This is a genomic window from Sphingobacterium sp. GW821-FHT03E03, assembly GCF_059420745.1.
The window spans coordinates 39,204-61,151 of record NZ_JBWKUH010000010.1; the positions used below are offsets into that span (position 1 = coordinate 39,204).

Here is a 21,948-nt window from a genome sequence, read left to right on the forward strand (position 1 = left end):
AGTTAAAAAAATTAATGAGAGAAGCATCATTTGTAGAACGAAATAAAGAAAAATGGACGTTAATTGAAAATAATTTGTCAATTAATATGCAGGTTGATCCGGACGAACTGGCTTCAAATTATATTGAGCTGACAAATGATCTGGCTTACGCACAAACATTTTATCCAGATAGTAAGGTTCGCAGTTACTTAAATGAACTTGCAGTAACCGCGCATCAAAAAATCTATAAAGATCGAAAAGCCTCTAACAATAAATTCAAATCTTTTATTAACGAAGAGATTCCGCAGGCTATTTGGTCAATCCGTCGGCAACTTTTTTATTCGCTCTTGATTTTTGTACTTGCCTCGGCTATTGGCTTTCTTTCGGCGGTGTATGATATAGATTTCATTCGGCTTATCTTAGGCGATTTTTATGTTGATTCAACAATAGAGAGCATTAAAGCCGGTGATCCTGCTGCGGTCTATGGAAAAGGAAGTAATTTTGGTTCGGCGATCTGGATTACGATCAATAATGTTCGGGTGGCTTTTATGGCTTTTGCATTTGGATTGTTTCTGAGTATTGGCACGGGTTATATATTGTTTAGCAATGGTATTATGCTGGGTGCTTTTCATCAGATGTTCTTCCAATATGGTGTAATGGGAAAAGCGATGTCGGCTATTTGGATCCATGGAACTATCGAAATCTCGGTGATCATTGTTGCGGGAGGCTGTGGACTTGCGATCGGAAATAGCATCTTGTTCCCAAGATCTTATACCCGGATGGCTTCTTTTGTTCAGACAGCAAAGATTGCCATGAAAGTACTGGTTAGTACAATACCATTTTTTATTGTCGCAGGTACATTGGAGGGCTTTGTAACTAGATATTATGATGTGTCGATATGGCTTAGTCTATTCATCATACTCCTATCGTTGGCCGCCATCTTATTTTTTTATGTTATTAACCCCTATCGATTAGCAAAACGGTTTCAATGGAAGTAGAATTTGAATTTCAGAAAGAGCGAAAAATAGGGGATTTTGTCCAGAACTTTATAGACCTTTTCAAACTGATCTATAAACATTTTGTGACAACAATATTTGGGCTGTCGGCATTACCGCTAGCTGGAATAGCATTAGTATATTATTTCCTCTCAACAAAAATCACCTTTTCTGCAAGCAGTAGCTCATTCGAAGATATTGATGGATTCACTTGGGCCGGATTACTGATTTTAGCATTAATTGGACTAGGTTTATATGTTTATGGTATTTCGATTGAGTATTTTCTTCTTCTGAAAGAACGTAAAAACACACTATTTACAGGAAAAGAAGTCCTACAAAATTTTAGAGCAAATATAGGTCGCTATTTTATGTTCTTATTTGCGATGGTTCTGGCGTTAATCGTTGTTTTTATACCCCTTGCGATTGTTGCTGCCCTCTCCGTCTTTATTCCGTTTATTGGAAGTTTTGCGATTGGTATACTGATGTCAATCGTGGGAATTTGGTTATTTAGTTCATTCTTATTCTACCGTGAGGGGTATTCCGATCTGGGAAGTTGTTTTACTGATTCCTATGTTATGCTAAGCAAAAAATTGATCCAATATGGTATTGCAACGTATATCGTCAATTTTATCTTCCAAATGGCCGTTATGATGATCTCGATAATTCCCATAATAATTATTTCCCTTATATCTTACAATTTTTTGGGATTGGACGCAGCTTTCTTTGATTCATCCTGGGGAAAATTGTTAATGACTTTGGGAGGGATGTTTATTACATTGTTTACCCTTTTCTTATATATGGCAGGTGTACTGGCCAATGGTATAATTTATGAAACGGCAAAGGATCTCAAGTTTGGTGAACGCATTTATGGTATAATTGATCAGATTGGAGGCAAGAATGAATAGAATATTATTCGTTGTTTCTTTTGTATTTATGCTGTCACTAAGCGCCTGCGATCCGAAACCGCGAACCGAAGATGCGGAAACCTATAGTGCGGACTCAGTAGCAGTTGACTCTATTGCCCCCTTGTTGGATTCTGTGGGTCTTGCCGTAGATTCTGCCGCAATGGATTCTGTTGCAATGACAAAAGCTGACAATAGTGACAATGCACTTTGGGATCCCTACTTATTTGATTCTATTCCTAAATATAGCCAGAAACGAGTGTTTAAGATGGATCCCTATCCAGAAATTATCAAACGATATGAACGGGATGATTTTGTGTATTCCGAGAATATCAAAAATAAGATAAGTGTATTGCAACGTATTTTATCCCGCATTTCGGAATGGGTGGGTGATATAATGCCTGATAATCCGTATAAATTTAACGAAGAATTTGGTTATGTGTTTGCTTTTTTGGCGTTAATCGCGTTGGCTTTTATTCTCTATAAAGTGCTATATAATAAAAATCAATATTTCATTAAACATGAGCGGGAAGAAGATGCCTTGGATACATTGGCTTATGTCGAGAGAAACTTGATGAACAGCGATATCAGACAATATATTAATGATGCTGTTGAACGGAAAAATTATGCTCTGGGCGTTCGCTATCTACAATTATTGAATATTCAAAAACTAGCGCAAACAGGTCACATAAAGTGGAAGCACAGTAAAACAAATGCTGAATTTGCTAATGAGATACAGAATAATATCCTACGTGAAGGATTCGAGGAATGTACCAGAATATTTGACTATGTCTGGTTTGGGCAATTTGAATTAAATGCATCAGATTTTGGTCAGTATGAACAATTGTTTAACCAATATCAAAATCAAATTACATGAAGGGATCAGTAAAATTTGGGTTGATATTATTGGGAATCGTCCTGTTACTGATTGGTATCATCGACATGACGAGCAAGAAACCGATTATTTGGGATCGGACTTTCGATGTGAAAGATAAAAATCCTTTTGGAGCTTACGTGGTCAGAAATGAATTAAAACATATTATTGATAGGCATAATGAGGATGTCAAGCGTCCATTATACCAATATCTGGATAGTATGAAAGGAACGGATAAGAACCTTCTATTTTACACGTCGTATTTTTCCTTGGGTGAAGCAGCGGAAAATAAATTACTTGACTATGTGTCTCGAGGAGGAAAGGCGATGATTATTGCCGAAACGATTGATTATTATCTTTTGGATTCCTTGGCCATTAAGGTATTTGATTTCTATGGTTATAAAAAGGGCGTTGATATTAAAAGCCATTTAAGAGTCAAGCTGACTAACGATAATAGTAAAATTCATTATGCGAAATCAGATTTAAGTACAGTCTTTAGTAAGCTGCCTAAGAATGCTACTATTTTGGGAGGGATCACTTATCAGGAATATTTACTACCTAATTTTGTTGAGGTACAGATTGGCAAGGGCAGACTTTATTTGCACCTGACCCCCGATTTATTTGGAAATTATTACCTGCTGAATTCAGCCTCTCAATATGCCTATGCTGCAAAATCATTATCTTATTTAAATGATAAACCTATTGCATGGTATGATTTTAAGGCAAACACTGCTCAGTACAGTACCCCATTACGGGTTCTGTTGACCAATTCGGGATTAAGGCAAGCATGGTATGTACTTTTGGGGGGACTTGTTCTTTTGCTTGTGTTTAAGAGTAAAAGGGAGCAGCGTGCAATGGAAATTGCTAAACCGGAACCCAATCTTTCCAAAGAATTTTGTGAGACAATTGCAACATTATATTACGAAAACGGCACACCAGGTAATATGGTTGATAAGAAAATAGACTATTTCTTGCACGATATACGAAACCGTTTTCATATGGATACCTTAGCGTTAAGAGAAGAGAACTTTTGTGAAGAATTGGCAGAAAGGTCTGGTGTCTCACTGGCTGAAACGCAACAGCTAATCAGATTAATAATTCGAATGCAAGGAACACAGCAGAATGATGTGGCCGGATTAAGGCAGATTAATGAAACTATAGAAGATTTTAAACATAAAGCAAAAATGATATGAGTGACTTCGATAAATATATATCTTTTGAAAACCGAATTGATATTTCGGTTTTGTATGATAAAATGGCTCAAGTAAAGTCGGAGGTAAAAAAGGTTATTGTCGGACAGGATCAATTGATTGATATGTTACTGATTTCGATTTTAGCTTCTGGACACTCGCTAATAGAAGGGTTACCTGGTGTTGCGAAGACCTTATCAGCAAAATTGATAGCCAAGACAATTAGCAGTGACTTTAAACGAATTCAGTTCACCCCAGATTTGATGCCTTCAGATGTGACGGGATCATCTATCTTGGATCTAAAAAGCAACGAATTTGAATTTCGAAAAGGGCCTATTTTTGCCAATATTGTTTTGATAGACGAGATCAATCGTGCTCCTGCAAAAACACAGGCTGCACTTTTTGAAAGTATGGCTGAGCATCAAGTTTCTGTTGATGGAAATACCTATATTTTGCCAGTTCCATTTATTGTGTTTGCTACGCAGAACCCGATCGAACATGAAGGAACCTATCGATTACCTGAAGCACAACTAGATCGTTTTCTTTTTAAGATCAATGTGAATTATCCAGAACTTGAGCAAGAGTTAGAGATTTTGAAAGAGCATCATGCACAGAAAGCATCGAATAAAGAGGATCAAGTAAACAGTGTGGTTTCAGCGGAAGAAATTTTTTCATTTCAGCGACTTATCAAATCAATTTTTGTACACGAAGAATTGTTAAGCTATATCGCTCAAGTGATCATAAAGACGCGTACCAATCCAAGCTTAACTTTAGGGGCCTCACCGCGGGCTTCTATTGCATTATTGGAATCTGCCAAAGCGTCTGCAGCATTGAGTGGAAGAGATTTTGTAACACCTGAAGATATTAGAAGGATTGCTTCTGCGGTCTTGGGACATCGTGTCATGCTGACTCCTGAACGAGAAATGGAGGGTTTTACAACTTCTTATGTTATTGATCAAATCATTAATACGGTAGAAATTCCAAGATAATGAAAAAATTAAAGCAGCTTTTTCTAACCAATCAGTTTTTCTATTCTCTATTAGGGATAGCAACACTCTTTTCAATTTCTTTTTTTATTAAGGGATTGTTTACTGTTGCATGGATTGTATTTTGGCTATGGTTGGCTGTGTTGATTTTTGATTTCGTTGTCTTATTTGCAGGCAAGGGGCGTATTGAAATTGCAAGGGTCTATCCCGAGAAGCTGTCCAATGGTGATGAAAATCCGATGAAGCTAATCGTCAATTCCTTCTATCCATTTCCAACTATTATAGAAATCCTAGAGGAATTTCCGATACAACTTCAAATTCGAAACAACGAATTTTCTACCCGTTTGTCTGCGTATCAAAGTTCGGAAATCTCTTATTTGATGCGGCCAACACAAAGGGGGATATACCAGTTTGGTCGATGTATGGCACTGGTGAAACGTTTTGGATTTTTCAAAAGGAGATTTGTGACCAACCAGGTTCAGGAAATTCCATGTTATCCATCGTATATTCAATTGAGAAAGTATCAGCTCTTAGCAACGAGCAATAGGTTAAATGAATTGGGTATAAAGCGAATACGCCGTATTGGTTCTGCGATGGAGTTTGACCATGTTAGGGAGTATGTTCAAGGCGATGATTATCGTCATATGAATTGGAAGGCAACAGCAAAAGCCAGAAAGCTAATGGTCAATCAGTATGAGGATGAGAAGTCACAGCCGATCTATTCATTTATTGATTTGGGACGAGCGATGCGGATGCCCTTCGAGGGTCTGACATTATTGGATTATGCAATCAATGCCTCCTTGGTTCTTTCAAATGCAACAATATTAAAGCAAGATCGAGCTGGATTATTGACCTTTTCAAAAGATGTGAACGTTTTTATTCCTGCTGAAAAAAGAAATAATCAGATGCTCAAGATTTCGGAAGCTTTATATCAAGTTGTTACAAATTTTGACGAACCTGAATATGGTAAACTTTATAGTTATGCAAATGCACATATTAATAAACGTTCGCTGATCTTTCTCTATACAAATTTTGAAACGCTAGACTCGCTAAGAAGGCAGATGAATTATCTCTCGATGTTAAACCGGAGTCATCTCATTGTTGTGGTAGTCTTCAAAAATGTTGAAGTTGAAGATTTAGCTAAAAGCTCGCCTAAAAAGACCATTGAGATCTACAATCAAATCATTGCCGAGAAATTTATCTATGAGAAGCAACTTATTGTGCAGGAACTGATACGTAATGGATTTCAAACCATCTACACTGCTCCAGAAAATTTGACGATAAATTCCATCAATAAATATCTAGAAATAAAAGCGCGAGGACTTATTTAATAATGGTTGTGTCTTTCACCATGACTTTTGTCCAAAAGTGTTTGTATTTCTCAATGGCTTTTAAATGGATCGGATGTGTTTCATAAATGGTTATATCTTTAAGATCTTTGAAGGTGACAATCAATGTATAATCGAAGCTATTGTCAACAACATCCCGCGCATTTGTTGGTGCTGGAACGCCATAACTAAGTGTTTTGATGACGTCGATCTTGCGAAGCTCCTCAAAGAATCCAACGAAATTCTTTTTGTCTTTTTCACTGACATCGTCTTTAAGCCAGAAATTCACGACATGGACAATTGTGTTGGGGTGCAGGTCATTACCTAACTGCGCCGGATTTGCCCACGTGGGTGTAGCGGCGAGAACCATAGGTGCGAGTAAAAAATTGCGTCTTTTCATTTATGATGCGGTTTAGAGATCGTAAGGTACAAAAAAAGGGATACATTTGCTGTATCCCTTTTATTATTTTGGTAGGTGAGTTCCTTTATAGACCAAATTCTTCTTTCACCTTTTCGATGTAATCTAACTTTTCCCAAGTGAATAACTCCACCTCGATTTGTTTCTTTTCTCCAGTTGAACTTTCGAATTCTTTGGTTACTTTTCGTGGTGTTCTTCCCATGTGGCCATAAGCAGCGGTTTCAGAGTAGATCGGGTTTCTAAGACCAAGACGAGTTTCAATGCCATAAGGAGTCATATCAAATAATTGGGCTATTTTATCCGCAATCTGGCCGTCTGTCAGGTTTACTTTGCTTGTGCCGTAGGTATTTACATAAATTCCCATAGGATCTTTTACACCAATTGCATAGGATATCTGAACGAGGAGTTCGTCCGCCACACCCGCAGCTACCAAGTTTTTGGCAATGTGACGGGTTGCATAAGCTGCTGAACGATCTACTTTCGACGGATCTTTTCCAGAGAAAGCCCCACCGCCATGTGCACCCTTACCTCCATAAGTATCTACAATGATCTTACGGCCGGTAAGCCCTGTATCTCCGTGTGGGCCGCCGATAACAAATTTTCCAGTAGGGTTGATATGGAATTTAATTTCATCATTAAATAACAACTGAAGCTCTGGTTTCAATTGTGCTTTAACACGTGGAATTAAAATTCTTTTTATATCCTGTGTGATTTTATCTAACATGACCGGTTCACTGTCGAAGTCATCATGTTGTGTCGAAATTACGATCGTATCAATCCTTTTTGGTTTATGGTCGTCGCCATATTCCAATGTTACCTGTGACTTTGCATCTGGTCGTAGGTACTGTATTTCATTGTTTTCTCTACGTAATTCAGCTAGTTCATATAAAAGACGATGGGAAAGGTCTAATGCTAAAGGCATGAAGTTTTCAGTTTCATTATTTGCATAACCAAACATGATGCCTTGGTCTCCAGCTCCCTGCTCTTGTCTTGTTTTGCGGTCTACACCCTGATTGATATCTGCAGATTGCTCATGGATTGCAGATAACACACCACAAGAATTTGCTTCAAACATATATTCAGACTTGGTATAACCAATTTTTTGGATAACAGAGCGGGCTATTTTCTGAACATCTAAGTAGATGTTTGATTTAACCTCCCCAGCAAGAACAACCTGTCCAGTCGTTACCAAAGTCTCAATAGCAACACGTGAGTCTTCATCCCATGCTAAAAAATTGTCGATTAATGCATCTGAAATTTGATCCGCAACTTTGTCCGGATGCCCTTCAGAAACAGATTCTGACGTAAATAAATAAGCCATGCCTTACGTAATTTTAATATTGGATTTGCGCTAGAAATGAAATAACAGCAAAGTGATAAGAGCCGTGATAGCGAAGGGTTTTTAGCACTTTTTTACTGTGGTTGCAATCTCCTTGTCGTTGCTTTGTGTATGCAACAGCACGCAAATCAGTCCACATTCTATTTTTTGTTGCGACAAAGCTACGATACTTTGTGGGATATTTAAAATCAAATTTGTCTTTTAATTTTAAAAAGCATAGAAAGCGATGCTAAAACGGTATAAAGATTACATTATTTTAAGAAATTGGTAATTTCCGCTATCTTTGGATATGTCAGAACGTAAACAAATATTGTTTGTTATTAACCCTATTTCAGGAGGAAAACGTAAAACGTCCTTTAAAAAGCAGGTATTGGATGTGCTGGATTTGCAGAAATTTGATCCTACATTTCAGCAAACAGCGAGACCCAATCATGCCTACGAAATTGGATTAAAGGCTATTCAGGAGGGGTATGATGCGGTAATTGCTGTTGGGGGAGATGGGACGATAAATGAATTGGGATCTGCTTTGGTTGGCTCAGGCATACCTTTGGGCATTATTCCTGAAGGCTCAGGTAACGGTCTGGCACTTTATTTAGGTATTCCGATGAATGAGGCTGCGGCTATCCGCCGTATAAATCGTTTTGAATCCATTGAAGTTGATTGTGGTGTAATTAATGAGCGTCGTTTTTTTAATATCGCGGGACTGGGGTTCGACGCATCAGTAAGTGAGAATTTTGCCAACGAAAATATCCGTGGCCCACTGGGTTATATGAAATCTGTTTTTAATGTGCTAAGCAAATATCAATCAGCGCATTATAAATTAACGATAGATGGCCAGGTTTATGAAAGGCAGGCCTTTATGATCAGTGTTGCCAATTCACCCCAGTATGGAAATAATGCGTATATAGCACCTCAGGCTTCGGTTAATGACGGTATACTCGATGTTTGTATTGTGCATAAGTTCCCTTTATATATCTTGCCTAAGATGATTTTTCATTTGTTTAATAAATCCGCTGACCAATCAAGCTATGTGGAGATTATACCAGGTAGGAATATTGGAATTGAAGTAGACTCTATTTCACCAGTACATGTAGATGGTGAACCAATTGAGCTTGGTGATAAGCTTAATATTTCCATCATTCCAAAAGCGATAAAAATTATTTGTTAAAAATCATGAGTAAAAATAAGAAACAGTCTTACGAAGGCGTTGTATATTCAACGGATGACAGTTATAATTATCAACTTGCTGATTCTTTTCAGGAATTAGAGACATTACCAGTGAACCAGCAAAACCTTAAAGTACAACTCGACCGCAAAATGCGAAAAGGTAAAGTTGTTACCTTAATCACTGGATTTGTTGGACAAATAGAAGATCTGGAAGCCTTGGGTAAATTATTGAAACAGAAGTGTGGAGTAGGAGGGACGGTTAAAGATGGGGAGATTGTGATCCAAGGTGAATTTAAGCAAAAGATCTATGAGTTGTTACTTAAAGAGGGGTATCGCGTGAAATTGGTTGGTGGTTAAACAACTATATCTGTGCTAATCGTAGTAAATCTAATGAATTGTTTATTAGATAAATATGATATAAAAAAGAGATGAGAAGGGGATGAGAAACATGAGTAATCACTTACTTTTTGTCGCTTAAAATCCTCGTTTTTCTTGCATATCAAAAAAAAAATGGTTTTCATTGTAAAATAATTATTGCTAATAAGCGATTTAGCTCAAGGTAATAAGGATTATATAACGGGAACTGCTGAGAAAAATAACACTATGAATGGTGTGTTCAGTTTGAAAAAACAAATTTGATTTTTTTTATATATTTGAGATGAATATTTTAAATTTGACATTAAATATTAAATTTGCTTTGCAAAATTGATTTCGAAAGCGAATAAGAGTGCATATAATTTAAACAACATTATATATTTAAACAACAGTAAAAAACTAAAAATTAGAAAAATGGCAAACGCACCTAAAACTGCTGCAAAACAAGAAAGCAACAACGGAGGATCTTTCTTCGCTCAAGCTGCAATCATCATCTGTTTCATCGTTGGTTTCTGTTTATGGAAATTTGTAATGGGTAATCCAACTAACTTCGTTGATAACAATCCTGAAAATGCTCCTAATCCTGGTAACTATTTAGGAATGGTTTACCACGCTGGGGCTATCGTACCTGTTTTGCTTGGTTTATTCTTGATGGTATGGGTTTTCTCCGTAGAACGTTTTATCGTTATTAACAAAGCTTCTGGTACAGGAAACGTTGGAAACTTTGTTAGAAAAATCCAATCTTTGATTAATGGTGGAAACATCGATTCAGCTATTGCTGAGTGTGACAAACAAAAAGGTTCAGTTGCAAACGTAGTAAAAGCTGGTTTATTGAAATACAAAGCCGTATCAGCAGACCCTGAAGTGAATACTGAAAAAGCGACTATTGCAATTCAAAAAGAAATCGAAGAAACTACAGCATTAGAAATGCCAATGTTAGAGAAAAACTTAAACGTAATCGCAACATTAGTTTCTATCGGTACATTATGTGGTCTATTAGGTACAGTAACAGGTATGATTAAAGCCTTCTCGGCATTAGCAACCGGTGGCGCTCCAGATTCAGCTAAATTAGCGAACGGTATCTCTGAGGCCTTGATCAATACTGCAACAGGTATCGCGACTTCTACATTCGCTATCGTATTGTATAACATCTTTACTGCAAAAATCGATAAATTAACTTACTCTATCGACGAAGCTGGTTTCTCAATCGTACAAACATACGCTGCAAACCACAAATAAGAACTATGATGAAAATTTTTGATTTTATTTTATGGAAATCAAAAATCTAAAGCATCATAGGATAGAAGATTGAGTTTTTAATTTAAAAAGAAGAATTTAAAATGGGTAAAGCAAAAGTAAAAAGAGCCAGTACGTCAATCGACATGACAGCGATGTGTGACGTATCGTTCTTGCTGCTTACGTTCTTCGTATTAACGGCGACAGCGCGCCAACCGGAAGCATTGACGGTGGATACCCCAGCATCAACTACGAAAGATAAATTACCTGACTCTAATGTGGGTATGATTACGATCGGTGATGGTGGAAAAGTTTTCTTCGGAACGACAGATCAGCAAGTTCGCGTGAAAGCATTAGAAAGAATGTCTGCAAAATATGGCATTGGCTTTTCACAAGAAGACTATGATCATTTCAAACTGATGGAAAACTTCGGTGTACCAATGTCTAAGTTGAAAGGATTGTTGGCTTTGGATGGTAGCAAGCGTACTGAAAAAGGTGTACAGACTGGTATTCCAATTGATAGTACAGAAAACACCTCGAATGAGTTGTATTACTGGGTTCAAAATGCACGTTTAGCTGCTGAGGAAGTAAATAAAGAAAAAGAGTCTTCGGATAAGAACTTTGTTCACCCAGGACCTTTGAAAATTGCGATCAAAGCTGATGCAAACGAGAAATATCCTTCTGTAAACCAGGTGATTGAAACATTGCGTAATCAAAAGCAAAACAAATTTAGTTTCATCACTGGCATGCGTGCTGAGGAAAAATAATTGACGATTTAATAAGAACAAAAAATGGCAGAATTAAATCAGGATAGTGGTAAAAAAGGCAAAGGCGGGAAAGTACGGTCTAAGAAGAATGGTGGTAAGGTCGACCTTACAGCCATGGTGGATTTGGCCTTCCTATTGATTACCTTTTTCATGTTAACCACATCTTTAAATAAACCACAAGCGATGGACGTGGCGATGCCAGATAAAAATAAAGTTAAGGATGAGCCTCAGCCAGATTTATTGACAGCTGATAACCGTTCATTGACAGTTTTATTGGGATCTGATAACAAAGTCTCTGTGATTTACGGACAAGTAAAAAATCCTATCGAAGGACCAACTACAGTTGGTTTCGGAGCTGATGGTATTCGCAAGGTATTGATGGAGAAAAAAGCCTATGTACCACGCGTTGCTGGTGGCAAGGATTTGATCGTTATCATTAGACCGAGTGATAAAAGCACGCAACGTAACCTAGTTGATATTCTTGATGAAATGAAAATCGTGGATATTAAACGTTACATGATTGCTAAAATCAGTCCAGAAGAAGTGGAGGTTTTAAAACGTGATAATATCTACAATGATTAATCATTATTAGATAGCACGATAAAGTATAAAAATATGATAGGGTCAAAATTAGATATTTTTAAGAAAGAATGGCTTGAGGTCGTTTTTCAGGGACGTAACAAGGAATACGGAGCGTATGAGCTACGTAAACTTGCCCCTAAAGCGACCAATAGAGGGCTTGTTGTCGTTATCGGCATCGTAGTCATAGCCAGTCTCCTTAGTGTTTATGGAAATAAGCTTTTTCCAAAGAAACCTGTTGAAGCACCTCCAGCGGTAACAGAAGTTACCTTGGAAGACCTTGAAGAGATCAAACCACCAGAACCACCAGAAGAGGAGCCACTTCCGCAAGAACCGGAAGAGAAACCTCAGCAAGTGGCAATGGATGTGCCGAAAGAAGATTTGATTCGTTTTCCTGAGCCAAAAGTAGCTCCTGCAAATAAAGTTGTAGAAGAAGTTGCATCGCAGGATGAGTTGAAGGATCCAAATAAAACTCCGGCGCGTATTACTTTGAAAGGTAGTCCGACAGGTACTTCGGTAGCACGTGGTGAGTTTGGTTCAAAGAAACAAGACGGTGGAATCACTGGCGTTTCAAAAGGAGATCCAAATGGGGATCCAAATGGGGATAAAATCTTTACTGCGGTAGAGGTTAATCCTGAACCAATCGGTGGTATGAAGGCGTTTATGTCATGGGTGTCTTCTAACTATGATTATCCGCAAGCGGCGCAGGAAAGTGGAGTTAATGGTGTGGTGGAAGTTTCCTTTGTCGTAGAAAGAGATGGTAGTTTGACAGATATCAGTGTAAAACGCGATTTGAAATATGGTACAGGAGATGCAGCTGTTAAGCTGTTGAAGAAAGCTAAAAAATGGAAACCGGGTATTCAAAATGGTCGTCCAGTTCGTGTAGCTTACACCTTGCCAATTCGTTTGAATCTTCAGACACAATAGAATGACAGATTTTAATTCGAATAATAATTCTAATTATAGACAGAAATCGCCTTTAAAGCGATTTCTGTCTATTTTAGGACTATTTATGTTTGGTTTTTATTTTGTTTTGGGCCTGCTGATTATTTTTTGGGACAATTTTCCCATTGAAATTAATTCAGCTTACAAGACAGTTTTTGGTGTTGTACTGATTCTTTATTCTTTTATGCGGTTTGTACGACTTTGGCAAAACAATTTTTAATTAGCTGCTAGCGGTCTTTTTAAATTTCATTCAACTCTCTTCAAAAATTAAACTATTCTTTTATTTTAATTGTCTTATTATATGATGTATCGTATGAGAAAATATAGTGTAATTCTTGTGATGCTTAGCCTTTGTGTGGGACTGTTGTTATCCTGCAAAGATCGAGCAAAGAACAATAAAGGGAGCGAGGATATTCTAACCGGTAAATTGCCTGTTTTGGTTGATCAGACATTATTGCCGATCATTAAGGAATCTGCTGATGTGTTTGAGAGTTCCTATCCGAATTCCAGTCTTGAAATTATGGCGAGACCAGAGATCAAAGCTGTTAATGCTTTATTGTCAGACTCAGCTTATGTGGTTGTATTAACAAGGAAATTAAATAGCCAAGAAGAAGACTATTTTAAGAAGCGTGGGATTCAGCCTAAAATATTCCAGATGGCTTCCGATGCCGTAGTATTAATTAATAATCGTAACAGTGCTGATACTATAATGTCTCAAAAGAACGTTAAGTCTTTGTTGGAGGGTAACTTAAGTGGTCAACGTTTGATTTTTGACAATGCTAATTCAAGTACCTTGCGCTTTTTAAAGGACTACTTCAAAATTGAGAAAATTGATCCGAAGGCTGTTTCAGCGATGAGAGATAGTGAGGATGTAATGAAGTATATTAGTGAAAATGCTAATGCAGTGGGGGTTATCGGTTATAATTGGTACTTGAAAGCGGTTGAAAAAAATTCGCAATTATTGGATAAAATTCGTACATTGAGCATCGAAAATGTTAGTGCGGGGGCAGACAAGGCACATTTTTATAAGCCATCACAGTCAACCATAGCCGACGGAGTGTATCCGTTCATCAGACCGGTTTACATCATGAATTACCAACCGAACATGGGGCTAGGCTTGGGCTTTAGTGCTTTTTTGACAGGAGATCGCGGGCAACGGATCGTGTTAAAAGCGGGATTAGTCCCTGTGACAATGCCGGGTCGCGAGATCATTATTAGAGATGAGAGTTATATTAAATAGATAATAAATAGTACAAAAATAGATTATGACAAACAGTAAATTATTATTTAGTCTTTTATTGGCTGGATCTGTGGGCACAGTAAGTGCGCAAAGTTTGAAAGATGCTAGAGCAGCTATCGAGGCTGAAAACTATGGTAAAGCGAAAACTATTCTTCAACAATTAGTGACTAAGCAACCTAAGAATGGAGATAATTATTTCTATTTGGGTCAAGTTTATTTGGTAAACGACAGAGCGGACTCTGCCGCTGCGATTTTCAACCAAGGTTTGACTGCTGATCCAAAAGCGACTATCAACAACGTAGGTTTGGGTTATGTTGACTTATTGAAAAAAGATAAAGCTGGCGCTGAGTCCAAGTTTGCTTTGGCAACAGCAAAATTAGGTAAAAAAGATTACGAGCCATTATTGGAAATCGGTCGTGCATATATTGAAACGCCGGAGCCGGATTATGCGAAAGCTTTAGAATATTTGACACAAGCGAAAGCAAAAAATACAAAAGATATTGCGATTCCTTTAGCTTTAGGTGACGCGTACCGTGGCTTGAGAGAAGGTTCATTGGCGTATACCAGCTATGGTGATGCGATGGATATTGATCAAAACTCCGTTAAAGCGAAAGTTGGTCAGGCAATTATTGTTCGTGGAGCACAAGCTTACGACGAAGCTGTAACACAATTGGAAGCTATTGCAGCCGAAACTCCAGCTTACGCGCCGACTTATCGTGAGTTAGCTGAAACATACTACCAATGGTCAAGAATGCCTGGAACTACGGATGAGAAATACCTTGAGTTAAACAAAAAAGGTGTTGCGCAATACAAGAAGTATTTAGAGGCAGCTGGTGATAATTCATTGGAAGCAAAAATTCGTTATGCAGATTTCTTGGTTTATTCGCGTCAATATGATGAGCTAAAGACGGTTTCAGAAGAATTGGCAAAAAACCCATCTGTAGATCCTAAGATCTATCGTTATTTAGGATATATTGCCTTCCAAAAATCGAAGGATTATCCGAAAGCATTGGAATATTTAAATCAAATGTTCAGCAAGATGGAGAAAGACCGTGTAATTCCTTTGGATTATATGTACTTAGGTATGGCTCAGATTGCTGCTAATAGTCCGAAACCTGCCGCTCCAGCCGTTGGTGCGGATAGTACAGCTACAGATAGTACTGCAACTGTTGCTGCTCCTGTTTTGACTCCTGAAAATACGGCTAATATCCAAAAAGGAATTGCGGATATCAAAAAAGCAATTGATGGTGATAAGGAGTTGTTGGGTGAGGTAGCTGAATTAGCATTTGCTAAGTACCAAGAGCAAGAACTGCAAACTGCAGCTTCTCTATTTGAGTTAGTTGGTCAATATAAAGACAATCCAACTTACTTATATGATGCGAACTACTATGCTGGTGAGGCTTATTTCCAAATAGGGTCTAAAGAGGAAGCGGCTAGTAAAAATGCAGAGGGCGCAATTGTTGATCAAGCGCAAAAAGATAAAGCAATTGCAACACTGAATAAGGCTATTGGGTTCTTAACGGTGATTGAGACAACAGATAATAAAGAAGCGCAAGATAAGTATTTGGTTAATGCCCTTTATTATAAAGCTTTCTCAGCGTTAACTGCTGATAATTTGGAAAGTCCAAAAGGTGATTTCGTACCGATGTTCCAAAAATTGATTGATACGATCAACCAACGTGGTACGCAAGAAAAAAACAAAAGCTATTTAGTTGATGCGTATACCTATATTGGTCTTTACCATTATATGAAGCAAGATATGCCAAAAGCGAAGCAAAATTTGCAGAAAGTATTGGAAATCGATCCGACGAATGAAGGAGCGAAAGCATATTTGGATGCTATCAAATAAGCTTAAGTAAAATGATTCTAAATTAGGCGCAGATCGTACGATCTGCGCCTTTTTTGTTTTGATTTTAGTCTTGGAATCTCTATATTTAAAGACAGTTACCAATATAAATTTTGATTGAGATGGAGCACGCCAATAGTATGCCGATAGACTACTTACCTATATTCATACAGCTTATCGTAGCGGTAGGATTCGGAGTAGGTACCATAATTATTACACACCTTATCGGACCGAAAGTCAGGACGGAAAATAAACTCGGAGCATTTGAATCCGGTATTGAAGTCATCGGGAACGCGAGGCAACCTTTTTCAATTAAATATTTTCTGGTAGCAATATTGTTTGTCATTTTCGATGTTGAAGTTATTTTCATGTATCCATGGGCTGTCAACTTTAGAGAAATGGGCTTTCAAGGCTTGATCGAGATGTTTATTTTCATGGGAATGCTCTTGTTGGGCTTTATCTATGTTATTAAGAAAAAAGCATTAAACTGGGACTAAGTTGTCCTGTAACATTGGCCGTAATGGCCGATTGTACTTAAACCTTATAAATCGTCTTTTCATGAGTGATATAAAATTGGCAGAAGCTCCTCCGGGAGTAGAAGGCGCAGGTTTCTTTGCGACAAGCTTGGATAAAGCGATCGGGTTGGCGCGCGCAAATTCATTGTGGCCCTTGCCTTTTGCGACATCCTGTTGTGGTATAGAATTTATGGCCACGATGGGTTCTACCTACGATTTGGCCAGATTCGGTGCAGAACGACCAAGTTTTTCTCCGCGTCAGGCTGATATGTTATTGGTCATGGGAACTATTGCAAAGAAGATGGCTCCTGTCTTGAGGCAGGTCTATGTGCAGATGGCAGAACCCCGTTGGGTGATTGCTGTGGGAGCCTGTGCTTCCAGTGGTGGGATCTTTGATACCTATTCTGTATTACAGGGTATCGATGAGATTATTCCTGTGGACGTTTATGTACCCGGTTGTCCTCCGCGTCCAGAAGCAATTTTGGATGGCGTATTGCGTTTGCAGGATATTGTCAAAAATGAATCGTTAAATAGACGAAACACACCAGAATATAAGGCACTATTAGAAAAATACGGTATACATACTAATAAATAGAGGATGGAGAACGGTTTTTTATTGGAGAAACTCCAGGGAAATTTTCCCGCCAAAATTGTAGAAGTTCCAGATGCACATGATTTACTAACTATTCTTGTAAATGTGGATGATATAATCGATGTGCTGCGTTTTCTAAAGACAGATAAGGAATTGCAGTTTATTCATTTAACTGATATTACTGCTGTGCACTATCCTCATCTGGAGAAAGAATTTGCTGTTGTATATCATATTCATAGTTTGATTCACAATATACGTATACGCGTAAAAGTGTTTTTGTATGGTCCAAATCCCGAAATTCCGACCGCAACAGTTGTTTGGAAGGGTGCAAACTGGATGGAACGTGAGACATTTGATTTTTTTGGTGTAAACTTTATAGGGCATCCGGATTTAAGAAGAATTCTGAATGTTGACGATATGGACGTGTTTCCAATGCGAAAAGAATATCCTTTGGAGGATCCAAATCGAGTAGATAAAAAAGATTTGTATTTCGGCCGTTAATTTTATACGATATGAGCGAGTTTATAAGCAAGATAACACCTAATCAACCTGTTTTCGATGATAACGATCCACAGGATGAGCTAATCACCCTGAATATTGGCCCCACACACCCTGCAACGCATGGTGTATTCCAGAACGTCGTGCAGATAGATGGGGAGCGTATCGTAAGTGGTGTTTCCACCATTGGCTATATTCATCGTGCTTTTGAGAAAATTGCTGAACACAGACCTTTTTATCAGATCACTCCACTGACGGATCGCTTAAATTATTGTTCGGCACCTATCAATAATATGGGCTGGCATATGACAGTTGAAAAACTGTTAAAAATCGAAATCCCGAAGCGTGTACAATATATGCGTGTCATTGTGATGGAGCTTGCACGCATAGCTGATCATATCATTTGTAATGGAATCTTGGGCGTTGATACTGGAGCCTTTTCGGGATTCTTGTATGTCATGCAGGAACGCGAATTTATATATGAGATCTTCGAAGAAATCTGTGGAGCACGCCTGACAACAAATATTGGGCGTATCGGTGGATTTGAGCGCGACTTTAATGCAGTTGCATTTGAGAAAATTCGCGAATTTCTAAAACGCTATCCGCCCGTATTGAAAGAATTTGAGGAGATGTTTGTGCGAAACAGAATCTTTATTGAGCGAACTTCTGGGGTTGCTGCCGTTACTCCAGAGGAGGCATTGGATTATGGTTGGTCTGGACCTATTCTAAGAGCAACAGGTGTAGATTATGATGTTCGGGTACAAAACCCTTACTGTTCGTATGAGGAGTTTGATTTTGACGTGCCTGTCGGAGCAACGGGGGATGTATATGACCGATTTATGGTCCGGAATGAGGAAATGTGGCAGTCGCTTCGCATCATTGAACAAGCCCTGGAAAAAATCGAAAAGGAGCCTAAAGGTGTGTTTCATGCGGAAGTGCCCGATTTTTATTTGCCCCCAAAGGAGCAGGTTTATACCAATATGGAAGCACTTATATATCACTTTAAAATCGTTATGGGTGAAGTCGATACACCTAAAGCTGAAGTGTATCATTCCGTAGAGGGAGCAAATGGCGAATTGGGATTTTATTTGATTCATGATGGTGGCCGTTCACCTTACCGTCTTCATTTTAGACGACCTTCTTTCGTCAATTATCAGATGTTTGCACCGATGAGTGCGGGAATGCTAATATCAGATGCAATTTTAAATATGAGTAGTCTTAACGTTATAGCAGGAGAATTAGATGCTTAGTGTAAAACAACATAATGAAAATGTAACGTTTTCCCAGGAACTATTAGCCAAGTTTGGAGAAGTAGTGAGCCGTTATCCGGAAGGGAAGCAAAAATCAGGTCTATTGCCCATTTTGCATTTGGTCCAGGCAGAATTTGGTTGGCTTAGCGCTGATGCAATGGATCAGGTTGCAGTTTATCTCCATATTTTACCAATCGAGGTCTATGAGGTTGCAACTTTCTATACCATGTTTTTGTTGGAGCCTAAAGGTAAGTATGTTCTGGAGATCTGTCGTACTGGTCCCTGTTGCTTAGTTGGTGCAGAACGAATTATGACACATTTGGAACAGAAACTGGGCGTAAAAGAGGGGCAGGTAACCGCAGATGGGCTTTTCTCCTGGCGTGGTGTTGAATGTCTGGCTGCCTGTGGTTTTGGTCCGGTTCTTCAAATTGGACCTGAGTATACATTCTATGAGAATTTGAATGAAGCTAAGGTGGATGAATTGATTGATAATTTAAAAGCTAAAACGGAATAATATGGCACGTAAACTTTTGCTGACACATATCGATGTTCCTGGTATCAATACCTTTGAAGTGTATCGTCAAAAAGGGGGGTACGCTGCTGTTGAGAAGGCAATAAAAACGATGTCTCCTGAGGATGTGGTCGAGGAAGTGAAAAAATCTGGATTACGTGGAAGAGGTGGCGCTGGATTCCCTACGGGAATGAAATGGTCTTTTTTGGCCAAGCCGGAAGGGGTGCCACGTTATTTAGTTTGTAATGCTGATGAGTCTGAACCAGGTACATTTAAGGATCGCTATTTAATGACTTATATCCCACATGCGTTGATTGAAGGGATGATTGTTGCCAGTTTTGCGTTGGGTGCACATACTTCATATATCTATGTGAGAGGGGAAATGATGCCACAGATCAGAATCTTGGAACGTGCTATTGCTGAAGCAAAGGAGAAAGGATTTTTAGGTAAAAATATATTGGGTTCAGGCTATGATCTGGAGATTTATGTCCAACCAGGTGGTGGTGCGTATATCTGTGGGGAAGAAACTGCTTTGTTGGAATCTTTGGAAGGGAAGCGGGGAAATCCGCGTATTAAACCACCTTTCCCTGCAATAGCAGGATTATATAACTGTCCGACTGTAGTGAATAACGTAGAGTCTATTGCGGCAACCGTTCCCATTATTAACTTGGGCGGAGAAGAGTACGCAAAGATCGGTGTCGAGCGTAGTACAGGTACTAAATTGATTTCAGCCAGTGGTAATATCGTTAAACCTGGGGTATATGAAATCGAACTTGGTCTACCGGTAGAGGAATTTATCTATTCGGATGAATACTGTGGTGGTATAGCCAACGGAAAACGGATGAAAGCTGTTGTGGCTGGAGGTTCGTCTGTGCCTATTCTTCCAGCAAACCTTATCCTCAAAACAGCTGCTGGAAACAGTCGCTTGATGACTTATGAGTCGTTGTCTGATGGGGGCTTTCAAACGGGAACCATGCTTGGCTCGGGTGGTTTTATCGTATTTGATGAGGATCAATGCGTGGTCCGCAACACTTGGAATTTTGCTCGGTTCTATCATCATGAAAGTTGTGGGCAATGTTCGCCATGTCGTGAGGGAACCGGATGGATGGAAAAAGTGTTGCATAAAATAGAAAGTGGGCATGGATCGATGTCCGATATTGACTTGCTTTGGGATGTACAGCGCAAGATCGAGGGAAATACAATCTGTCCATTGGGCGATGCTGCCGCTTGGCCAGTAGCAGCGGCTATCAGGCACTTCCGGGATGAGTTTGAATGGCATATACTACATCCTGAAGAATCACAAACAAGAAATTATGGATTGGCACATTACGCAGATCCATTGCAACCAATTGTATCATAATAAAAGCTGTAACGATAAATTATAAATATCATGGCAGAAGCGGAAGATGTAAAGTTTAAGGTCACAATCGATGGTATACCAGTGGAGGTATCACCGGGGACAACCATATTGAATGCAGCAAGGCAAATTGGTGGCGACATCGTTCCGCCAGCCATGTGCTATTACTCAAAATTGGAAGGGAGTGGCGGAAAGTGTCGGACTTGTTTAGTGAAGGTTTCGAAAGGGTCTGAGAAGGATCCTCGGCCAATGCCAAAATTAGTGGCATCCTGCCGGACTACTGTTATGGATGGCATGGAGATCCAAAATATCACTTCACCAGAAGTAGTAGAGGCGAGAAAGGGTGTTGTTGAGATCCTTTTGATCAACCATCCACTGGATTGTCCGATATGCGACCAGGCCGGGGAATGTAAATTACAAGATCTAGGTTACGAGCACGGAAGTGCTGATACACGCTATGAATTTGATCGGCGGACTTTTGATCGTATTGATATAGGTGACAAAATTCAATTGCATATGAACCGTTGTATCTTATGCTATCGTTGTGTTTATGTGGCTAACCAATTGACAGATCAACGGGTACATGGTATTTTGGGACGGGGAGATCATTCGGAGATATCTACTTATATTGAAAACGTAATTGATAATGATTTTTCAGGTAATGTTATTGATGTTTGTCCTGTTGGGGCGCTTACTGACAAGACATTCCGTTTCAAAAATCGGGTCTGGTTTACGAAACCGATAGATGCACATTGTGACTGCCCGACTTGCTCTGGTAAAGTGACTTTATGGTATAAGGGAGAAGAAGTTATCCGTGTAACTGCGCGGAAAGATGAATTTGGTGAGGTAGAAGAATTTATCTGTAATACCTGCCGCTTTGATCGCAAAAAAACGAGCGACTGGATTTTGGATGAACCGACAGAAATTGATCAACAATCTGTTATCTCGGCCAATCATTATGAACTATTTAACCCGCCAAAAGTAGTGAGGGAGAATCCGATACTTCAGCAACAAAATCGCGAACAGTTGGCTAGAACAGAAAAATTGAAATAAACAGGA

At 38.9% G+C, this 21,948-nt stretch carries 23 protein-coding genes; 21 read left to right on the plus strand and 2 right to left on the minus strand.

From position 1 onward, the window contains the following. The first annotated feature begins 14 nt into the window (after positions 1–14). Genes AC07UV_RS12995 through AC07UV_RS13020 form a run of 6 tightly spaced genes read left to right on the plus strand, consistent with a single transcriptional unit; the run spans position 15 to position 6,257 of the window. Positions 15–977, plus strand: a complete 963-nt coding sequence (locus tag AC07UV_RS12995) for a stage II sporulation protein M (RefSeq protein ID WP_495184067.1) — start codon at positions 15–17, stop codon at positions 975–977. Further along, positions 968–1,879, plus strand: a complete 912-nt coding sequence (locus AC07UV_RS13000) for an ABC transporter permease (protein ID WP_495184068.1) — start codon at positions 968–970, stop codon at positions 1,877–1,879. The genes AC07UV_RS12995 and AC07UV_RS13000 overlap by 10 nt, the downstream gene beginning before the upstream one ends. Further along, positions 1,872–2,753, plus strand: a complete 882-nt coding sequence (locus AC07UV_RS13005) for a DUF4129 domain-containing protein (protein ID WP_495184069.1) — start codon at positions 1,872–1,874, stop codon at positions 2,751–2,753. The genes AC07UV_RS13000 and AC07UV_RS13005 overlap by 8 nt, the downstream gene beginning before the upstream one ends. After that, positions 2,750–3,943 carry a DUF4350 domain-containing protein gene (locus tag AC07UV_RS13010; protein WP_495184070.1) on the plus strand — a complete coding sequence of 398 codons (1,194 nt, stop codon included), beginning with the start codon at positions 2,750–2,752 and terminating at the stop codon, positions 3,941–3,943. The genes AC07UV_RS13005 and AC07UV_RS13010 overlap by 4 nt, the downstream gene beginning before the upstream one ends. Next, positions 3,940–4,929 carry an AAA family ATPase gene (locus AC07UV_RS13015; RefSeq protein ID WP_495184071.1) on the plus strand — a complete coding sequence of 330 codons (990 nt, stop codon included), beginning with the start codon at positions 3,940–3,942 and terminating at the stop codon, positions 4,927–4,929. The genes AC07UV_RS13010 and AC07UV_RS13015 overlap by 4 nt, the downstream gene beginning before the upstream one ends. Next, the gene (locus tag AC07UV_RS13020; protein ID WP_495184072.1) at positions 4,929–6,257 is read left to right on the plus strand and encodes a DUF58 domain-containing protein; all 1,329 of its coding nucleotides are present in this window, start codon (positions 4,929–4,931) and stop codon (positions 6,255–6,257) included. Before AC07UV_RS13015 ends, AC07UV_RS13020 begins: the two co-directional genes overlap by 1 nt. On the opposite strand, the gene AC07UV_RS13025 is transcribed toward AC07UV_RS13020, so the two are convergent. Next, positions 6,250–6,654, minus strand: a complete 405-nt coding sequence (locus tag AC07UV_RS13025; RefSeq protein WP_282251588.1) for a Dabb family protein — start codon at positions 6,652–6,654, stop codon at positions 6,250–6,252. The genes AC07UV_RS13020 and AC07UV_RS13025 overlap by 8 nt on opposite strands. An 85-nt stretch (positions 6,655–6,739) precedes the next feature. Next, positions 6,740–7,993, minus strand: coding sequence for a methionine adenosyltransferase (gene metK, locus AC07UV_RS13030; protein WP_282251589.1), 1,254 nt, complete (start codon positions 7,991–7,993; stop codon positions 6,740–6,742). A 307-nt stretch (positions 7,994–8,300) separates the two neighbouring features. On the opposite strand from metK, the gene AC07UV_RS13035 reads away from it, so the two are divergent. From AC07UV_RS13035 to AC07UV_RS13105, 15 genes are all read left to right on the plus strand, one after another. Then, entirely contained in the window at positions 8,301–9,179 is an 879-nt protein-coding gene (locus AC07UV_RS13035) for a diacylglycerol/lipid kinase family protein (protein WP_495184073.1), read from the plus strand. Positions 9,180–9,184: 5 nt separating this feature from the next. Next, on the plus strand, positions 9,185–9,535 hold the full coding sequence (locus AC07UV_RS13040) for a translation initiation factor (protein WP_259179496.1): 351 nt from the start codon (positions 9,185–9,187) through the stop codon (positions 9,533–9,535). A 432-nt stretch (positions 9,536–9,967) separates the two neighbouring features. Further along, complete coding sequence (locus AC07UV_RS13045; RefSeq protein WP_223581285.1) at positions 9,968–10,792, plus strand: MotA/TolQ/ExbB proton channel family protein; 825 nt, start codon at positions 9,968–9,970, stop codon at positions 10,790–10,792. A 101-nt stretch (positions 10,793–10,893) separates the two neighbouring features. Further along, positions 10,894–11,556, plus strand: coding sequence for an ExbD/TolR family protein (locus AC07UV_RS13050; protein WP_120260486.1), 663 nt, complete (start codon positions 10,894–10,896; stop codon positions 11,554–11,556). 24 nt (positions 11,557–11,580) lie between these two features. After that, positions 11,581–12,138, plus strand: a complete 558-nt coding sequence (locus tag AC07UV_RS13055; protein ID WP_120260485.1) for an ExbD/TolR family protein — start codon at positions 11,581–11,583, stop codon at positions 12,136–12,138. 33 nt (positions 12,139–12,171) lie between these two features. After that, entirely contained in the window at positions 12,172–13,062 is an 891-nt protein-coding gene (locus AC07UV_RS13060; RefSeq protein WP_495184074.1) for an energy transducer TonB, read from the plus strand. A 331-nt stretch (positions 13,063–13,393) separates the two neighbouring features. After that, a complete protein-coding gene (locus tag AC07UV_RS13065; protein WP_282251592.1) occupies positions 13,394–14,320 on the plus strand; it encodes a PstS family phosphate ABC transporter substrate-binding protein in 927 nt (308 codons plus the stop codon). Between the two features lie 25 nt (positions 14,321–14,345). Continuing rightward, positions 14,346–16,169, plus strand: coding sequence for a tetratricopeptide repeat protein (locus AC07UV_RS13070; protein WP_495184075.1), 1,824 nt, complete (start codon positions 14,346–14,348; stop codon positions 16,167–16,169). 119 nt (positions 16,170–16,288) lie between these two features. Continuing rightward, positions 16,289–16,663, plus strand: coding sequence for an NADH-quinone oxidoreductase subunit A (locus tag AC07UV_RS13075; RefSeq protein WP_120260480.1), 375 nt, complete (start codon positions 16,289–16,291; stop codon positions 16,661–16,663). Between the two features lie 61 nt (positions 16,664–16,724). After that, positions 16,725–17,276, plus strand: a complete 552-nt coding sequence (locus AC07UV_RS13080; RefSeq protein ID WP_046673075.1) for an NADH-quinone oxidoreductase subunit B — start codon at positions 16,725–16,727, stop codon at positions 17,274–17,276. 3 nt (positions 17,277–17,279) lie between these two features. Next, positions 17,280–17,774, plus strand: a complete 495-nt coding sequence (locus tag AC07UV_RS13085) for an NADH-quinone oxidoreductase subunit C (RefSeq protein ID WP_495184076.1) — start codon at positions 17,280–17,282, stop codon at positions 17,772–17,774. Positions 17,775–17,785: 11 nt separating this feature from the next. Further along, positions 17,786–19,021: an NADH-quinone oxidoreductase subunit D gene (locus AC07UV_RS13090; protein WP_454881895.1), complete on the plus strand. Its 1,236-nt coding sequence runs from the start codon at positions 17,786–17,788 to the stop codon at positions 19,019–19,021. Continuing rightward, complete coding sequence (locus AC07UV_RS13095; protein WP_495184077.1) at positions 19,014–19,535, plus strand: NADH-quinone oxidoreductase subunit NuoE family protein; 522 nt, start codon at positions 19,014–19,016, stop codon at positions 19,533–19,535. Before AC07UV_RS13090 ends, AC07UV_RS13095 begins: the two co-directional genes overlap by 8 nt. Position 19,536: 1 nt before the next feature. After that, entirely contained in the window at positions 19,537–20,892 is a 1,356-nt protein-coding gene (gene nuoF / locus AC07UV_RS13100) for an NADH-quinone oxidoreductase subunit NuoF (protein WP_259179517.1), read from the plus strand. A 30-nt stretch (positions 20,893–20,922) separates the two neighbouring features. Further along, positions 20,923–21,942, plus strand: coding sequence for an NADH-quinone oxidoreductase subunit G (locus AC07UV_RS13105; protein ID WP_495184078.1), 1,020 nt, complete (start codon positions 20,923–20,925; stop codon positions 21,940–21,942). Positions 21,943–21,948 lie beyond the last annotated feature (6 nt).

Bases quoted from the DNA above. Each gene is read 5' to 3' on its own strand.
- AC07UV_RS12995 (WP_495184067.1), top strand. From the start codon at position 15: ATGAGAGAAGCATCATTTGTAGAACGAAATAAAGAAAAATGGACGTTA.
- AC07UV_RS13000 (WP_495184068.1), top strand. From the start codon at position 968: ATGGAAGTAGAATTTGAATTTCAGAAAGAGCGAAAAATAGGGGATTTT.
- AC07UV_RS13005 (WP_495184069.1), top strand. From the start codon at position 1,872: ATGAATAGAATATTATTCGTTGTTTCTTTTGTATTTATGCTGTCACTA.
- AC07UV_RS13010 (WP_495184070.1), top strand. From the start codon at position 2,750: ATGAAGGGATCAGTAAAATTTGGGTTGATATTATTGGGAATCGTCCTG.
- AC07UV_RS13015 (WP_495184071.1), top strand. From the start codon at position 3,940: ATGAGTGACTTCGATAAATATATATCTTTTGAAAACCGAATTGATATT.
- AC07UV_RS13020 (WP_495184072.1), top strand. From the start codon at position 4,929: ATGAAAAAATTAAAGCAGCTTTTTCTAACCAATCAGTTTTTCTATTCT.
- AC07UV_RS13025 (WP_282251588.1), bottom strand. From the start codon at position 6,654: ATGAAAAGACGCAATTTTTTACTCGCACCTATGGTTCTCGCCGCTACA.
- metK (WP_282251589.1), bottom strand. From the start codon at position 7,993: ATGGCTTATTTATTTACGTCAGAATCTGTTTCTGAAGGGCATCCGGAC.
- AC07UV_RS13035 (WP_495184073.1), top strand. From the start codon at position 8,301: ATGTCAGAACGTAAACAAATATTGTTTGTTATTAACCCTATTTCAGGA.
- AC07UV_RS13040 (WP_259179496.1), top strand. From the start codon at position 9,185: ATGAGTAAAAATAAGAAACAGTCTTACGAAGGCGTTGTATATTCAACG.
- AC07UV_RS13045 (WP_223581285.1), top strand. From the start codon at position 9,968: ATGGCAAACGCACCTAAAACTGCTGCAAAACAAGAAAGCAACAACGGA.
- AC07UV_RS13050 (WP_120260486.1), top strand. From the start codon at position 10,894: ATGGGTAAAGCAAAAGTAAAAAGAGCCAGTACGTCAATCGACATGACA.
- AC07UV_RS13055 (WP_120260485.1), top strand. From the start codon at position 11,581: ATGGCAGAATTAAATCAGGATAGTGGTAAAAAAGGCAAAGGCGGGAAA.
- AC07UV_RS13060 (WP_495184074.1), top strand. From the start codon at position 12,172: ATGATAGGGTCAAAATTAGATATTTTTAAGAAAGAATGGCTTGAGGTC.
- AC07UV_RS13065 (WP_282251592.1), top strand. From the start codon at position 13,394: ATGAGAAAATATAGTGTAATTCTTGTGATGCTTAGCCTTTGTGTGGGA.
- AC07UV_RS13070 (WP_495184075.1), top strand. From the start codon at position 14,346: ATGACAAACAGTAAATTATTATTTAGTCTTTTATTGGCTGGATCTGTG.
- AC07UV_RS13075 (WP_120260480.1), top strand. From the start codon at position 16,289: ATGGAGCACGCCAATAGTATGCCGATAGACTACTTACCTATATTCATA.
- AC07UV_RS13080 (WP_046673075.1), top strand. From the start codon at position 16,725: ATGAGTGATATAAAATTGGCAGAAGCTCCTCCGGGAGTAGAAGGCGCA.
- AC07UV_RS13085 (WP_495184076.1), top strand. From the start codon at position 17,280: ATGGAGAACGGTTTTTTATTGGAGAAACTCCAGGGAAATTTTCCCGCC.
- AC07UV_RS13090 (WP_454881895.1), top strand. From the start codon at position 17,786: ATGAGCGAGTTTATAAGCAAGATAACACCTAATCAACCTGTTTTCGAT.
- AC07UV_RS13095 (WP_495184077.1), top strand. From the start codon at position 19,014: ATGCTTAGTGTAAAACAACATAATGAAAATGTAACGTTTTCCCAGGAA.
- nuoF (WP_259179517.1), top strand. From the start codon at position 19,537: ATGGCACGTAAACTTTTGCTGACACATATCGATGTTCCTGGTATCAAT.
- AC07UV_RS13105 (WP_495184078.1), top strand. From the start codon at position 20,923: ATGGCAGAAGCGGAAGATGTAAAGTTTAAGGTCACAATCGATGGTATA.